Origin of the sequence: Leisingera sp. M523 (assembly GCF_025141335.1) — a bacterium.
Classification (GTDB): Bacteria; Pseudomonadota; Alphaproteobacteria; order Rhodobacterales; family Rhodobacteraceae; genus Leisingera.
In genome coordinates, this window is record NZ_CP081036.1 from 4,044,870 (window position 1) to 4,060,497 (window position 15,628).

A 15,628-nucleotide genomic window follows, 5' to 3' on the forward strand; every position below is an offset into this window, starting at 1 on the left:
ACGGCAGAAGACTGGCCCTTTAAACCGGACGTCCTGCTGCTGCAAGCATCCTGCAGGGCAGCGGCTCCCGCCCGTTCGGGCGCATTTCAGGAAATGCGCCGCCCGGTTGGGCCCGGCGCCGCTGGCGCGGCGCGGGGACTGGTGGTCAGCGGGGCAGCGCGTATTCTACTATTTCGGTGCGTTGAAAGGGCAGGAAATTGTCGTCCGACACCATCGTGGCGCGCAGGCGCCCGGTTCCATCCGCCCAAACCGACAGCCCTTCCAGATTGTCATGGGTGCGGGCGCGGGTCTGCAGCAGGATCGCCTCGTTTGCGGGCCCTGCGGCGGTGATGTCCCAGCGGCGCAACCGGCTGCGGAAGCCAAACAGGGTAAAGTCGCGCTCCAGAAGATAGAACCGCCCATCAGGGCCGAAATCGGCATCCACCGGCAGAAAACCACCCTCGGGCGGCAGGCTGAAGGGGCGCGACCAGCGGCGGCCGTTCCAGCGCCAGACCGGGATCTGCCCGTGTTTGTCCAAGGCGCGTTCGGGCAAGGTATACAGCCGCCCGCGGGCATCGATGGCCAGGGTTTCCAGCGATTTGTTAGGCGGCAGGCCGCGAAAGGCCTTGGGGCGCGGCAGCACCGTGGCGCGGCCTTCGGGGCTATGGTACCGCGCCACCCGTGCGGCACCTTCAAAGGAGATATAGCGGCTGCCGTCCGCCGCCACCGCCAGCCCTTCGCTGTCGCCGGCAAAGCCCCGGAGCGTTTTGCCGGTAGAGGCCCGCAGTTCATGCGCGCGCCGGGCCGTGATGCCGGAAATCAGACCCTGGCTGCGCTGGATCCGGGTTGTCACCAATGTCGCGCGGTCGCTGAGCACGGTCATGGACTTGCCGCCGTCACTGAGCTTGAGCGCCGAGAACCCGCCGAACCAGCGTTGGTTCAGTTTCCAAGTATAGCTGCTGAGGTGCTGCGCCTTGCCTGCTGCCGCAGCAGCGGGGCGGTTTGCCGCATAGGCCGCTGCTGCCAGGCCGGCAGCAGCAGTGAAGGCCAGGATCAGTTTGACTGCAGAACGGCGGCGCATTGCTTGGGCAGGTCCGAAAGGGTGTAATCGCGTCTCGGTTTAGGCTTTGGCGCGTTGGGGTCAACCGGTTTCGGCGGCGGCGGGTTCAGGATGTCATTGACCCAGCGCTGGGCATCGGCGCAGCCGTCGCCCTTGGGCGGGGCCGCCTGATCAACGCAGCCGCGCGCGCCGCGCGGACAGGCGAGCCGCACGTGGAAGTGATAGTGATGCCCCCACCAGGGCCGGATCTTGCGCAGCCAGCGGCGGTCGCCCTTTGCGTCCTTGCACATCTGCACCTTGGCGCCGGGAAAGACAAAGATCCGCGCCACCCGTTTATCCTGCGCCGCGGCTTTCAGGATTTCATGATGGGCACGGGTCCAGCTGGAGTTCACATAGGCGCCCTTGGCCCGGCGCATCGAGATTGAGGAGATGTTTTCCCGCGCACCGCGGCTGAGGTTCAGCCGGTCCGGCGGCCGCATCCAGATGTCGATATCGAGACCGATCTGATGGCTGCGGTGGCCCGACAGCATCGGCCCGCCGCGCGGCTGGCTGATGTCGCCGATATACAGCCCCTTCCAGCCGCGCTGTTTGGCGGCCACGCGGCTCAGGTCCTGAACAAAATCAATTGCCGCCGGGTGCCCCCAGTTGCGGTTGCGGCTAAGGCGCATCGCCTGCCAGGTCGGGCCGGTTTCGGGCAGTTGGGCGGCGCCGGCAACGCAGCCCTTGGCGTAGGAGCCGAACGGCGCGGGCCGCTGCTGCGAGGCGCTTGGCTTGGCTCCGAACAGGGCCTTGGCCGGGGTTTGCGCACTTGCCGGACTGCATAAGCCCGCAACCGCTAAACATATGGCAAGAAACAGTTTCAATCCTGATCTCCTTCTCCTTGAACCCAGAACAACAGTACCAATCCGATCAGAAACAGCCCGATCACGGGGGTGATCCCCAGCCGGGCGCTGCCGGTCACCGTGGTGGCAAGGCCGATCAGCGCCGGCGCCAAAAATGCGGTGGCGCGTCCCGACAGGCCATAAAGGCCAAAGCTTTCGGTCGCGTCCGCAGGGCTGGTGTGGCGTACCATCAGGCTGCGGCTGGCGGCTTGCAGGATACCGCCAAAGCCGCCGATCAGCATGCCGCAGCCGAAAAACACCGTGTCAGGCAGGGTAGAGCCTTCTGCCAGCGTTATGCCGAAAATCTGGCTTCGCGACATATTGACGATGATCAGGCAGACAAAGGCCAGCACCAGGATCGAGGTGATGATCACCGGCTTCGGGCCCAGCCGCCGGTCCGCCTTGCCGCCCAGCCAGCTAAAGACAGTGGCGGCAAAGGCGGCGACAATGCCGAAGATGCCGATCTGGGTGATCTCCCAGCCCAGCACCAGCTTGGCGTAGACACCGCCAAAACCGTATAGCCCGTTCAGCGCGTCGCGGTAAAACATCGACGAGCCAAGATAGGTTGCCAGGCTTAGCCGGTGGCGCAGGCTGGCAACCAGCTTGACCACCATTTGCCAGGCTTTGCCCAGGCTGGCCTTGCGCCCGGTGGCGCCGCGGTCCTGCACCCACAGGAAATAGGGGATCATGAAAACAGCAAACCAGACGGCGGTAAAAGGGCCGACGGCGCGGGTGCCTTCCTTGGTCTCGGCATCCAATCCCAGCGCCGGGTTAAGGCCGATCAGCGTCTTGCCCGAGCTTTGTTCGACAAACAGCAAAAGCATGATGAACAGCGCAATCACCCCGCCAAGATAGCCGAAGGCAAAGCCGGAGCCAGAGACCGCCCCAACGTCCTCGCGGCTGGCAAGCGTCGGCAGCTGCGCATTAACAAAGATCAGCGCAAATTCGGCGCCGATGAAGCCAAAACCAAAGCTGACCAGCATCCACCACAGATTGCTTCCCGCAGGGTCCATGTACCACAGCCCCCAGGCACCGATCAGATACATCAGTGAAAACAACATGATCCAGGGCAGGCGGCGCCCGGTGATATCGGCCAGCGCACCCAGAAACGGCGCGCCAAAGGCGATGATCAGACCGGTCACGGTCAGGCACAGCGACCAGACAGTCTGCGCCTGCGCCTTGGCAGCCTCGCCCGCCAACCCCTGGGTCATAAAGTAATCCGCGGCCACAGCGGCAAAGAACGGGCTGAAAATAAACGTCACCAGCAGCGTCTGATACGGCTGGCTGGCCCAGTCAAAGAACCACCATCCCCAGATCCGCTTGCGCGTGGATACCTGCTGCATGCCCGGCCTCTTTTTATCGTTGCCCTCAGGTATGGCAGGCGGGCAGGGGCCTAGGCAAGCCCGTCCTGCATCGGCGGCCAGGGCCGGCCGCCATCCGCTTGGCACCAATCCTTGATCCAGCCGGGCAATTCGGGTGAGTTTTCAGCGTCCTGCCCTAATGCCGCCAGCACCTTGGCGGGCGGTACGATGCCCTTGCGGTCCGTGACTGCGGTGCGCAGCATCACATGGCTGGCGCAGTCGCCGTTTTTCTTCCACATCGACTGTTCGACATAGATGAACTTGTCATCCCAGCCCGCCGCGCGGCTGCGCATCTCGAACTTCTCAAAGCCGCGGATGCGGCGGCGGTAGCGCACCGAAGACCCTGCCACCGTCAGCCCCCAGCGGTTTTTCTTCAGCGCGCCGATCAGCCCCGCCCGCTGCGCCAGCATGGTGCGGCCCAGGTCATACAGTGTCATGGTGCGGCCGTTGTTCAGCTCCATCCACATGTCCAGGTCCCACGGCCAGCAGATGTGGTGCGAGACATGCAGCCCGGTGATCGCCAGCCGCGGCATCCGGCTGGCCAGAACGGTATCCTTGATCAGGCGGAATATCGGGTACATATGCAAGGCCTCCTGTTTCGCTTGTGCCCGTGATGCCACCCGTTTACAGCGCGTCAACCGCAACCTCGCGGAAGCCTTGCGCATTTCACCGCGCCTGCTTACCTGTGTGGCTGTTCGAAAAAGGGAATTACAGATGGTCTCGCTGTTCCAAATTCTGATGCTGATCCTGGACATTGTTTGGTTCTTCATCATTGCCCATGTGATCATGAGCTGGCTGATCAACTTCCAGGTGCTGAACCTGCACCAGCAGCTGGTGGCCCAGATCTGGTACATGCTGAACCGGATTCTTGAGCCGCTCTATGCTCCGGTGCGCCGGATTATGCCGAACATGGGCGGCATCGACCTGGCGCCGCTGGCTGTACTGATTGGCGTCTATGCACTGCGCATCATCCTGGTGAACAACGTCTCGGCCTTTTACTGATCTGAACATCTGCGGCCCGGCGGCTTTCGCCGGGCTTTTGCGCGGCAGCCCTTGCCGGCTGATACCTCCTGTGGGATTGTGCCTGCCAACAAGAGCAGACCACCACATTGAGGCCCATCGCCCCCATGACAGCCCCGGCATCCCCGGCAGAGTTAGCCGCGCCAGCCCTGACAGGCGCGTCCCCGATCCTGCGCGAGATCTTCGGCTTTGACGCCTTCCGTCCCGGCCAGGAGGAAATCGTCGACGCCGTGACCGCGGGCGAAAACGTGCTGGCAATCATGCCCACCGGCGGCGGCAAATCCCTGTGCTTCCAACTGCCTGCGCTGCTGCGCGACGGAGTCACTGTGGTGATCTCGCCGCTGATTGCGCTGATGCGCGATCAGGTCCGTGCGCTGCAAGAGGCGGGTGTGACCGCCGGCGCGCTCACCTCCGGCAACACCGAGGAAGAAACCGAAGCGGTGTGGCAGGCGATCGAGGCCGGCCGCCTGAAACTCCTCTATATGGCGCCGGAACGGCTCGCCTCAGGGGCCGCGATGGGGATGCTGCGCCGGATCGGCGTCAGCATGATTGCGGTGGATGAGGCGCATTGCGTCAGCCAATGGGGCCATGACTTCCGCCCCGACTACCTGCGCATCGGCGAATTGCGCCGCGCCCTGGACGTGCCGCTGGCTGCCTTCACCGCCACCGCGGATCAGGAAACCCAGGAAGAGATTGTCCAGAAACTGTTTGACGGCGAGGCTCCCCGCAGCTTCCTGCGCGGTTTTGACCGGCCCAATATTCACCTGGCCTTTGGTGCCAAGGACAGCCCGCGCCGCCAGATTCTGGAATTTGCCGCCGCCCGCAAGGGCCAGTCCGGCATCGTCTATTGCGGCACCCGCGCCAAGACCGAAGCACTGTCTGCAGCCCTGCGCGAAGGTGGCCACTCCGCCTGTTTCTACCACGGCGGCATGGACGCCGAGGACCGCCGCATTGTTGAGACCCGCTTTGCCCGCGAGGACGGCTTGATCGTGGTTGCTACCGTGGCCTTCGGAATGGGGATCGACAAACCGGACATCCGCTGGGTTGCCCACGCTGACCTGCCCAAAAGCATCGAGGCCTATTACCAGGAAATCGGCCGCGCGGGCCGTGATGGGGCACCTGCGGAAACCCTGACTCTGTTCGGCCCCGACGACATCCGCCTGCGCCGGACCCAGGTGGACGAAGGATTGGCCCCGCCGGAACGCCGCGCCGCGGACCATGCCCGGTTGAATGCGTTGCTTGGTCTGGCCGAGGCGCTGCGCTGCCGCCGCCAGAAGCTGCTGGCCTATTTCGGCGAGGAGTCAAACCCCTGCGGCAATTGCGATCTCTGCGACACGCCCGCGGATGTGTTCGACGGCACCACTGTGGTCAGGAAGGCGCTGTCAGCGGTGCTCAGGACCGAGGAATGGTTCGGTTCGGGCCATCTGATCGACATCCTATTGGGCGCTGACAACGAGCGGATCCGGGCCAAGCGCCATGATCAGCTGTCGGTCTATGGCTGCGGTAAGGAATTCGGCAAGCGACAGTGGCAGGCGGTGTTCCGGCAGATGATGGGCCACGACCTGCTGCGCCCCGATCCGGAACGCCACGGCGCGCTCCGCTTCACGGAATCCGCCCTGCCGATCCTGCGCGGCGAGCAGTCGATCGAGCTGCGCCGCGACACCATCAAGGCGGCTGAACGCCGCCCCGCAGTGAAGGCACTGGTTTCGGAAGAAGACGCGCCGCTGCTGTCGGCGCTGAAGGCCAAACGCCGCGCCCTGGCCGAGGCACAGAAAGTGCCGGCCTATGTGATCTTTCCCGACCGCACCCTGATCGAGATGGCCGAGACCCGCCCGGAAACGCTGGACCAGATGGCGCGTGTGAACGGCGTCGGCGCCAAGAAGCTGGAGCGCTATGGCGATGATTTCCTGAGCGTGATCACCGGCGCCGCCGAGCAGCTGCATCCCGCAAGGCGCAGGCTGGCCGGGAGCGGGTCCGGTTCGGTTTACGACTCGCTGCTGGAAGTGCAGGCACAGCTTGCCCGCGGGGATTGCGGCACCATGAAACCGCTCAGCTGTTCCGCGTCGTTGCTTGCGAAAGTGGCGCAGTTGCGCGCCGGTGATGAGGCGGGGATCACAAGACTGTTAGGGGAGCGCCGCGCTGAACGTTTCGCGGCGGCGTTTCTGGACGTCCTGCGCGGCGCGGGCTAGGTTCGCGCCAAGGAAGCCGGGCCTGGCAGCCGGGCCAAGAATTCAAAGGGGCAGATATGCTGGTAGTGACCTCTCCGGCCAAGAAGCTGGACTGGGCGGAGCGGGATCAGGACATGACCTGGCCCGCGCTGCATGACGACGCGGTAGAGCTGGCAGAGGTGGCCCGCGGACAATCCGTGGCGGATCTGATGAAGCTGATGCATATCAGCGAAGATCTGGCCAAGCTGAATCACGCACGGTTTCAAGAGTTTACTGCGGATCCGGCAACTGCGGCCACCCGCCCGGCGGCGCTGGCCTTTGCCGGCGATACCTACCAGGGGCTGGAGGCGTCCTCGCTTGATGCTGATGAAATGGCCTGGGCGCAGGAGCATTTCCGCATCCTGTCAGGTCTTTATGGTGTGCTGCGTCCCTTGGACGCGATGCAGCCCTATCGGCTGGAAATGGGATCGCGTCTGAAAAATGCGCACGGCAAAAACCTCTATGAATTCTGGGGCAGCCGGATTTCCGCGGCACTGAATGCGCAGGCGGATGCGGTAAATGCCAGCGTGCTGGTCAACTGTGCCAGCCAGGAGTATTTCGGAGCAGTGGATTTAGCAGCGCTGAAACCGCGTATCGTCACTCCGGTGTTCATGGAAGACAAGAACGGCACCCCCAAGGTGGTGAGTTTCTACGCCAAGCGCGCCCGCGGAGCGATGGCGCGGTTCATTATCCAGAACCGGCTGACAGATGCGGAGAGCCTCAAAGAATTTGATGCTGGCGGCTACGTGTTTCAGCCGGGAATGTCGGACCCTGGCAAACCTGTTTTTTTGCGCAGCATCTGAGGCAGAAGGAAGGCTCCCGCCCGCTCCGGCACATTCAAAGAATGCACCTTCACGGTTGGGCGTGGCAGCGCGCTCTGCGCGCTGCCACGCCCAAGGCTGCACAAGGGCGGTGCCGGCGCAGCCGGTGCGCCTGCGGGCGCGGGAGAGTTTCGCCGTTGTTAAATACCGGCAGGGTGATGGAAAAGGCGTACGCTGCAAACGGATGGGAGAAGACCCGGAAAAGCCGGATCCTGGCGGCACCCGGCAACAGGGACACTGCTCAGCACTGGGCCAAGAGCAGAAGCCCTGGCGCACCCTGAGAACAGTTTGGTTCAAAGATTGACCGCCATGGCGTGGCGGCGGCGGGGGAGACCTGTCAGCTCAGAGTGCTTGGGCGGCAGCCGGGGCAGGCGGGCCGTCCTGATCCAAGGCCTGTGTCCCGTCAGGCGCACAGGCGCGGATCTTTTCGTGGATCAGCGCCTTGCGCAACGGCTTGGTCAGGTAGTGGTCCAGGCCGGCCGCAAGGATACCATCTGAATCGCCTGCCATCGCATGTGCGGTCAAGGCCACAATCGGGATATGGCCGCCGGTGTCCGCCTCGATACTGCGGATCCTGGCTGTGGCTTCCTTGCCGTCCATCATTGGCATCGATATATCCATGAAAATCAGATCCGGGCGGAACGCCTGGAAGGCTTCGACCGCCTCCAGCCCGTTGCCGGCAAACTTGAGCTCTATGTTCAGCTCTTTCACCATTTTGCTGAACACCAGTTGATTGGTCTTGTTGTCCTCTGCTGCCAGCACCCGCATCCGGCGGATTTCCGGGTCCGGCAGCGGGCCGGCGGATGGTCCGGTCTGCTGTGCCTCAAGACCTGCTTGCGGTGCCATCGCCCTGTCTGCCGTCAGCGGGTCCTGCAGCGGAGCCTCGCGGCCGGGGCCGGCAGCACCGGCGCCCAGCTTGGCCAGCTGGTTGAAAAGATCGTCCCGCGGCGCCGGGGTTTGCAGCACCCCGTCTGCCAGCTGGCGGATTTCCGGATCATTGGCACCATGCGGGCCGGAATTCAGCATCAGCACCGGCACCCCGCGCCAGGATCCGGATTTCAGATCCCTTGCCAGCTGCACGCCATCCAGCCCGGGCAGGTTGTGGCCGCTGATGACCAGATCAATATTGCCGTGCATCGCAGCAAGCGCGCCAGGCGCGGTTTCGGCCGTGGTAACCTGAATGCCCAGCATCAGCAGATGCTTTTGCAGGATCTCGCGGTTAAGCGGCGCATCATCCGCCAGCAGCACATGGCGCAGCGCGCTGGGCAGCTTCGGCAAGGCCCGCTCAGCGGATCCTTCTAGGGGCAGCGGCAAGCGGAAGCCGAAACAGGAGCCTTTGCCTTCTTCGCTGTCGACCCAGATCTCGCCGCCCATCAATTCGATCAGCCGCTTGGAGATCGCCAGCCCCAGCCCGGTGCCTTCAAACTTGCGGTTGCGCTCATCTTCGACCTGGTTGAATTCGCCGAAAATATGCTCGATCTTCTCTTCCGGGATGCCGATGCCGGTGTCCTCGATCGAAATATGCACCGCGCATTGCTTGTCATCAGGCGACGAAACACCGGTCACCCGCAGGGTCACATGGCCCTCCTTGGTGAACTTCACCGCATTGCCGGCCAGATTGGTCAGCACCTGCCGGATCCGGCCTGGATCGCCGGTAAAGCGGGTCGGCAGGAACAGGTCGTAATCCACCAGCAGCGTCAGCCCCTTGTCCCGCGCGGTGGGCTGCAGCAGCATCACCACCTCGTGCAGGCTGCGTTCCAGGTCAAAGGGTTCTGGATGCAGCTCCAGCTTGTCGGCTTCGATCTTGGAATAGTCGAGCACGTCATTGATGATGACCAGCAGCGCTTCGCCCGAGTTTTTGATGGTGTTGGCATAAAGCCGCTGTTCCTCGTCCAGTTCGGTATCGCTCAGCAGCTCTGCCATGCCCACCACCCCGTTCATCGGGGTGCGGATCTCATGGCTCATATTGGCAAGGAAGGCGGATTTTGCCCGGTTTGCCGCTTCGGCGCGGGCGCGGGCGCCGCGCAGGTCCTTTTCATACTGCACGGTCGAAGTGATATCGAGCGCAAGCGTCACCACATCGCCGCCGTGGCCGCGCTGATCGATCAGCCGCAAGTACCGCTCATCCCACAGCTGGATCACCACCGGATCGGGCGAAGGCGAAAGCCAGCGCTCACTCATCATTTCGCGCCAGGCATCGGTGCCCAGATCGCCGGTATTGATCAGCCCTTCGTCGGTCAGAAGCTGCAGGATCCGCACATAGGAGATACCGGGCGAGACCTCTTCCAGCCCGTCGAAGATATTGAGGTAGGCGGTGTTCGCCCCGATCAGACTGCCATCAGAATCAAAAAAGGCGAAGCCGTCCTGAAACGCCTGGATCGAATGCCACAGCCGCCGCTCTGCAGTCTCAACCTTTTCATGCGCTGTATCGAGGTCGGATTTCACCTTGGCGTTTTCATCGCGCACGGTGGCCACTTCGGCCTGGGTCTGGCCGATCTGCTTGGTCAATGCCAGCGCATGGCGGCCCAGCTTGCGGTTGGCAGCAGACAGCTCAGCCTGCTTCAGCTCAAGCAGCCGCTCGGCGGCCAGCCGGGCCCGTCTTTCTTCCGCTAATTTGTCGGCAAGGGGCATCCCTGCGAACTCCGGCAATACATTAACACGAACAGCGCGCGGCAATTCCGCACGCCAGAGACAGCAGGGCTGCCCTTACGTGTTACGCGGGTGAATCTTGCTATGACGTTAAGCCCGTGCCAGCCTGCGCCAAGTATTGGAGGGTGCCATGCCGCGTCTGTTTGCTTCGGTTCTACTGTATATTATTGCTTTTATTGCGTTTCTGCCCGCTGCCTGGGCCGGGCCGGAGGTTCCCGGTTTCCGGTACAAGGCTTTTGCCAACACCGATTTCTTCGGCTCGGACCTGCAGCCGCTGTTCGACACGGATGTCGAGTCCTGCGCGCGGGCGTGTTCTGCCCAGACGGATTGCGCCGGTTTTGTGTTCAACCAAAAGGCAAATGCCTGTTTTCCAAAATCCGCGCTGACTCAGCCCAGTACCTATGAGGGCGCCTTTTCGGCTCTGAAACAGCCGGCAACCGGCGGGCTTCAGGCAGAGGCCGCCATGCGGGCAGGCCGGCTGGACGCAATCCCGGACCTGGAGTTGCCGCGCGCGGCCGGGTTTTCCCAGTCGCTGGGCCTGGCCTATCCGCTGACCACAGAAGACGCCGCCAAGGCGGTTTCGGCGGCCCGTTCGCTGTTTCGTGCCGCAGAGCCGCTTGCGGCGTTGCGCTGGATGGGGCAGGCCGTGGTGCTGACTGACTCTGCTCAGGATTGGACCCGTTTCTCGGCCTATTTGCTGCGGGCTGCCAAAGACTCCGGCAACCGCTCCCAGCAGCGCCGTTTCCGGCAGGAGGCCTACTTGGCGGCCCTCAATGGCTACTTACGGGCTGCGGCACCGGCAGATCAGGCGCAGGCCCTGCGTCAGGCCGCCGAAGCGGTAGAGGCACTTGGCCGCGGCCGCGAGATGCTGCCGCTGCTGCGCCTGGCTGACAACATCATCCCGCTTAAGGCGAATGCCGAGATGATCCACTATGCGATCCGGAAATACGGTTTTCGCGTGACTGGCTCCACGGTCGAAAGCGACAGTGCAGCCCCCCGTATCTGCGCTGAATTCTCCGAAGATCTGGAACAGGCCGGAACCGATTACGAAAACTATGTTCGCTTGGCCGGCAGCAGCCTGGCAGTCACCGCATCCGGCCGGCAGCTGTGTTTTGACGGGGTGGAGCACGGCAAACGCTACCAGCTGACCCTGCGCCGCGGGTTGCCGGCGGCCAGCGGCGAGCAGCTCTATAAAGATGTGGAGCTAACCCATTACGTGCGCGACCGCGCGCCCAAGGTCCGCTTCCCGGGCCGCGCCTATGTGCTGCCCGCGGGCGCTGCTGCGGCGCTGCCGGTGGAAACCGTGAACTTGACGGAACTGGACCTGCGCCTGCGCCGGGTCAGCAGCCGCAACGTGCTGCGCACCCTGCAGGAGGGGTATTTTGCCAAGCCGCTTTCCCAGTGGGAGGACAAGCATTTCGCCTCCGATATCGCCGAGGAGATCTGGCAGGGCAGCGCCGAGGTGGACACTGCGCTCAATCAGGCGATGACCAGCCGCCTGCCGCTGGAAGATGCCCTGACGGGGCAAAAGACACCGGGTCTGTACGCCCTCACCGCACGGGTGCCGGGCGCCGACCCTTATGACGACGCCGGTGCCACGCAATGGTTTGTGCTGACCACCCTGGGTCTCAGCACCATGTCCGGCAGCGATGGCCTGCATGTGCAGGTGCAGGGCCTGGCGGACGCCAAACCGCAGGCCGGTGCCGAGGTCAGTTTGATCTCCAGCGCTAATGAGGTTCTGGCAACTGAAACAAGCGACGCCAGCGGCTATGTCCGTTTTAGGCCCGGCCTGACGCGCGGTACCGGCGGCGCGTCACCGGCGCTGATCACTGCCCGTGCGGGGGAGGGCGATTTCACCTTTCTGCCCCTGAACGATGCCGCTTTTGATCTGTCAGACCGCGGCGTGGCCGGCCGGCCCGCGCCGGGGCCGGTGGATGTCTTCCTCGCCACCACCCGCGGCGCCTACCGTGCGGGCGAAACCGTGCATGTGACCGCATTGGCGCGTGACGACAGGGCGCAGGCGATCGCGGGCCTGCCGCTCACCGCAATCCTGCTGCGCCCTGACGGGGTGGAATACACCCGCCAGACCTCATCCGCAGGCCATCAGGGCGGCCATGTCTTTGCCCTGCCCACCGGCCCCGCCGCCCCGCGCGGCACCTGGCGGATCGAAATCAAAAGCGACCTCAAGTCCCCCGCGCTCGCCAGCCGCCAGATCCTGGTCGAGGATTTCCTGCCTGAACGCATCGACTTTGCGCAAGAGGTCATCAATGCAGACACCCTCCAGCCCGGCAGTGCAGCGCAGATTGCACTGCAAGCAGACTACCTGTTCGGCGCGCCGGGTGCCGGGCTGAAGGTGGAAGGAGACATCCGCCTCACTGCCGCAAATACCCTGGATCAATGGCCAGGTTTCCGCTTTGGCCGCTATGATACGGCCTCCTCTGCCCAGACCGGATTTTTCGGCGGCCAGGAAACCGGCGCGGATGGCAGCGCAGCCTTTGCTGTAAACCTGCCCGCCGCCGCCCCGGCAGAAGGCAAGCCGCTCATGGCCACTCTCACCACCCGCGTCGCCGATGGCGCCGCCCGCCCGGTCGAACGCTCAGTGGACATCCCTGTCCGTCCCGCCGGTCCGGTCCTCGGCATAAAGCCGCAGTTTGACGAGGTTGCGGCAGAAGGCTCCGAGGCAGGCTTTGAACTCATCGCCCTGTCGCCGGACCTGACGCCGATGCCGATGCGTGTCAAATGGACCCTGAACCGGGTCGAGACCCGCTATCAGTGGTATCAGCTTTACGGCAATTGGAATTGGGAACCCATAACGCGCCGCACCCGCATCGCGACGGGCGAGGCGCAGCTGGGCAGCGATCCCCTGCCGCTGTCTCATCCAGTCGGCTGGGGGCGTTATGAAATGGTAGTGGAACGTTTGGACGGCGCCTATGCTTCTGCCGCTTATGACTTCTACGCCGGCTGGTATGCCCCCGAAGGCAGCACCGGGACGCCCGCCAGGCTGGAGCTGTCGCTGGACCGCAAAAGCTATGCACCCGGCGACACCGCCCGCCTGCGCATCGTGCCGCAAGCGGCAGGCACCGCGCTGGTCTCGGTGGTATCGAACCACCTGATCCACCGCATGGCTGTCGAAGTCCCCGCCGGCGAAACCGTGATCCCGCTAGAGGTGACTCAGGACTGGGGCAGCGGCGCCTATGTGACCGCCACCATAATCCAGCCTGTTGCAGTCGACCGGGGCCGCACCCCGCTGCGCGCCCTGGGGCTGGCCCACGCAGGCGTCACCCAGCCCGGTCAGCAGCTGGAGGTGACGATTGACGTCCCCGGCGTGGCCCGCCCGCGCGGCACGCAAGTGGCGAAACTTCGCGTGGAGGGCGCGGCAGGGGGCGATGAAGTCTGGCTCACTGTCGCCGCCGTGGACCTTGGCATCCTCAACCTCACCGGCTTCACCAGTCCCGATCCCAGCGCGCATTATTATGGCCAGCGCCGCCTGGGGATGGAGCTGCGCGACATCTATGGCCGCCTCATCGACCCCGGCAACGGCGCCATGGGCCGCATCCGCTCCGGCGGTGATGCTGACAGCGGCCTCAAGATGCAATCGCCGCCGCCCACCCAGGACCTGGTGGCCCTGTTCTCCGGCCCGCTGAAAGTGGACGCCAATGGCGCAGCGGAGTTTCCGCTGACCCTGCCCGCCTTCAACGGCACCGTGCGGCTGATGGCTGTCGCCTGGTCCGGCCGCGCTGTCGGTCAGGCCGAGGCCGACATGCTGGTGCGCGACCCTGTAGTGGTCACCGCCTCGCTGCCGCGCTTCCTGGCCCCCGGCGATGAAAGCCGCGCAAGGATCGAGATCGTCCATGCCGACGGCCCCGCCGGAGACATGGCGCTGACCGCCAGCACCGCAGGCGGTCTGACGCTGGGCAGCCTGCCCGCCTCCGTCACCTTGGCGGAACAGGGCAAGACAGTGCTGGAATTGCCGGTGACGGCAGAAACCGTTGGTGACCACGAACTCACCCTTACCCTCACCACCCCGGACGGGCAGGAGCTGCGTCAAAACCTGCGTCTGCCGGTTCGCGCCAATGATCCGGTGGTCTCTGAAACCCGCCGCTTCACGCTCGCAGGCGGTGACACTTTTCTGTTCAGCAAGGACGTCTTCGCGGGCCTCCGTCCCGGCACCGCCCGCGCCGCCATCTCCTCTGGCCCGTTGGCCAAATTCGACGTGCCGGGTCTGCTGGCAGAGTTGGACCAGTACCCCTATGGCTGCACCGAACAGGTGACCTCCAAGGCACTGCCGCTCCTCTACCTCAGCAGCGTGGCGCAGGCGGCAGGGCTGGGTGATGGCCCGGCGGTGGACGCGCGCATCAACGCCGCCATCCGCCAGGTGCTGACCCGCCAGGCCTCCAGCGGCGCCTTTGGCCTCTGGCGCGCCGACAGCGGTGAGTTCTGGCTGGACGCCTATGCCAGCGACTTCCTCAGCCGCGCGCGTTCGCAAGGCTATGCCGTGCCGCAAGAGGCCTTCGCTCAGGCGATGGACAACCTGCGCAACCGCATCAACTACGCCCCCGACTTCGACACCGGCGGCGAGGAGATTGCCTATGCCCTCCATATTCTGGCGCGCGAGGGTGCGGCCCGGATGGGCGACCTGCGCTATTACGCCGATGTGAAGGGTGAGGCCTTTGCCACCCCGCTTGCTGCCGCTCAATTGGGCGCGGCCCTTGCAGCCTATGGCGACCAGCGCCGTGCGGACCGGATGTTCACCCGCGCCGCGCAGATGATCGGGTCTGAAGGGCAAAAGGACAGCCGCCTTTGGCGCGCCGACTTTGGCACCGCCTTACGCGATACTGCCGGCGTTCTGGCCCTTGCCGCCGAGGCCGGGTCCGAGGCTGTGAACCGCGTCAGCCTGTCGTCGCGGCTTGCCAACGCCAGCGGCCATCGCTCCACGCAAGAGTCTGCCTGGACCCTGATGGCCGCCCACGCGCTGACCCGGACCCCCGAGGATTCCGGCTTGCTGGTCAACGGTCAGCCCGTTCAGGGGCCATTTGTGCAGGCTGCAGACGGGCAAAACACGCCGGAGCTGGCGCTGACTGCCGCCAGCGGGCGGACTGCGGAGATTACCCTCACCACGCTTGGCGTGCCACAGGTCCCGCCGGCCGCGGGCGGCTTCGGCTACACCATCGAACGCAGCTACTACACGCTGGAGGGTCAGCCGCTGGACGTGCAGTCTGTCACTACAGGCGCGCGTTTTCTCACCGTCCTGCGGGTGAAACCGCATGAGAAGACCGGTGCGAGGCTGATGATCAACGATCCATTGCCTGCCGGGTTCGAGATCGACAATCCGAACCTCTTGCGCTCTGGCGACCTGCGCGATCTGGACTGGCTGAACCCGGCCGGGGCCGAACACACCGAATTCCGCAGCGACCGCTTTCTGGCGGCTGTGAATATGCGCGATGCGGCGCCGGTGACACTGGCCTATATCGCCCGCGCGGTGACGCCTGGCGTGTTCCATCACCCGGCAGCCTCGGTCGAGGACATGTACCGCCCCGCTTATCGCGCCCGCACGGCGGCAGGCCGTGTGGAAGTCAGGTGAAGCGCTGGTGGAAGAGAACTGAGGGCAGCGCCCGTCCCGCCCCCCACGGGGCGGGACGGGCGCTGCCCG

Annotated in this window: 9 protein-coding genes; 4 read left to right on the forward strand and 5 right to left on the reverse strand. The window is 64.5% G+C overall.

Going from position 1 to position 15,628, the window contains the following annotated elements; genetic code table 11:
* Positions 1–145: 145 nt before the first annotated feature.
* Genes K3557_RS20110 through K3557_RS20125 form a run of 4 tightly spaced genes read right to left on the reverse strand, consistent with a single transcriptional unit; the run spans position 146 to position 3,862 of the window.
* Positions 146–1,060, reverse strand: a complete 915-nt coding sequence (locus tag K3557_RS20110; RefSeq protein WP_259996407.1) for an esterase-like activity of phytase family protein — start codon at positions 1,058–1,060, stop codon at positions 146–148.
* Positions 1,033–1,902 carry a penicillin-insensitive murein endopeptidase gene (gene mepA / locus K3557_RS20115; RefSeq protein WP_259988268.1) on the reverse strand — a complete coding sequence of 290 codons (870 nt, stop codon included), beginning with the start codon at positions 1,900–1,902 and terminating at the stop codon, positions 1,033–1,035. Before mepA ends, K3557_RS20110 begins: the two co-directional genes overlap by 28 nt.
* Positions 1,899–3,263, reverse strand: coding sequence for an MFS transporter (locus tag K3557_RS20120; protein ID WP_259996408.1), 1,365 nt, complete (start codon positions 3,261–3,263; stop codon positions 1,899–1,901). Before K3557_RS20120 ends, mepA begins: the two co-directional genes overlap by 4 nt.
* A 50-nt stretch (positions 3,264–3,313) precedes the next feature.
* Positions 3,314–3,862, reverse strand: a complete 549-nt coding sequence (locus K3557_RS20125) for an acyl-CoA thioesterase (RefSeq protein ID WP_259988264.1) — start codon at positions 3,860–3,862, stop codon at positions 3,314–3,316.
* Positions 3,863–3,995: 133 nt separating this feature from the next.
* Here K3557_RS20125 and K3557_RS20130 point away from each other — a divergent pair, with 133 nt between their 5' ends.
* The 3 genes from K3557_RS20130 to yaaA all read left to right on the forward strand — a co-directional run bounded on the left by K3557_RS20130 (position 3,996) and on the right by yaaA (position 7,311).
* Positions 3,996–4,283, forward strand: a complete 288-nt coding sequence (locus K3557_RS20130; RefSeq protein ID WP_259988262.1) for a YggT family protein — start codon at positions 3,996–3,998, stop codon at positions 4,281–4,283.
* Between the two features lie 125 nt (positions 4,284–4,408).
* A complete protein-coding gene (gene recQ / locus K3557_RS20135; RefSeq protein ID WP_259996409.1) occupies positions 4,409–6,490 on the forward strand; it encodes a DNA helicase RecQ in 2,082 nt (693 codons plus the stop codon).
* A 56-nt stretch (positions 6,491–6,546) separates the two neighbouring features.
* Positions 6,547–7,311 carry a peroxide stress protein YaaA gene (gene yaaA / locus K3557_RS20140; RefSeq protein WP_259996410.1) on the forward strand — a complete coding sequence of 255 codons (765 nt, stop codon included), beginning with the start codon at positions 6,547–6,549 and terminating at the stop codon, positions 7,309–7,311.
* Between the two features lie 360 nt (positions 7,312–7,671).
* On the opposite strand, the gene K3557_RS20145 is transcribed toward yaaA, so the two are convergent.
* Complete coding sequence (locus tag K3557_RS20145) at positions 7,672–9,960, reverse strand: ATP-binding protein (RefSeq protein WP_259996411.1); 2,289 nt, start codon at positions 9,958–9,960, stop codon at positions 7,672–7,674.
* Between the two features lie 148 nt (positions 9,961–10,108).
* Between K3557_RS20145 and K3557_RS20150 the strand changes: the two genes are divergently transcribed.
* Positions 10,109–15,559, forward strand: a complete 5,451-nt coding sequence (locus tag K3557_RS20150) for an alpha-2-macroglobulin family protein (protein WP_259996412.1) — start codon at positions 10,109–10,111, stop codon at positions 15,557–15,559.
* The last annotated feature ends 69 nt before the right edge of the window (positions 15,560–15,628 follow it).

Excerpts from the sequence above, each read along its gene's own strand:
- recQ (WP_259996409.1), top strand. The coding sequence starts at position 4,409 with ATGACAGCCCCGGCATCCCCGGCAGAGTTAGCCGCGCCAGCCCTGACA.
- K3557_RS20145 (WP_259996411.1), bottom strand. The coding sequence starts at position 9,960 with ATGCCCCTTGCCGACAAATTAGCGGAAGAAAGACGGGCCCGGCTGGCC.
- K3557_RS20130 (WP_259988262.1), top strand. The coding sequence starts at position 3,996 with ATGGTCTCGCTGTTCCAAATTCTGATGCTGATCCTGGACATTGTTTGG.
- K3557_RS20110 (WP_259996407.1), bottom strand. The coding sequence starts at position 1,060 with ATGCGCCGCCGTTCTGCAGTCAAACTGATCCTGGCCTTCACTGCTGCT.
- K3557_RS20125 (WP_259988264.1), bottom strand. The coding sequence starts at position 3,862 with ATGTACCCGATATTCCGCCTGATCAAGGATACCGTTCTGGCCAGCCGG.
- K3557_RS20120 (WP_259996408.1), bottom strand. The coding sequence starts at position 3,263 with ATGCAGCAGGTATCCACGCGCAAGCGGATCTGGGGATGGTGGTTCTTT.
- yaaA (WP_259996410.1), top strand. The coding sequence starts at position 6,547 with ATGCTGGTAGTGACCTCTCCGGCCAAGAAGCTGGACTGGGCGGAGCGG.
- K3557_RS20150 (WP_259996412.1), top strand. The coding sequence starts at position 10,109 with ATGCCGCGTCTGTTTGCTTCGGTTCTACTGTATATTATTGCTTTTATT.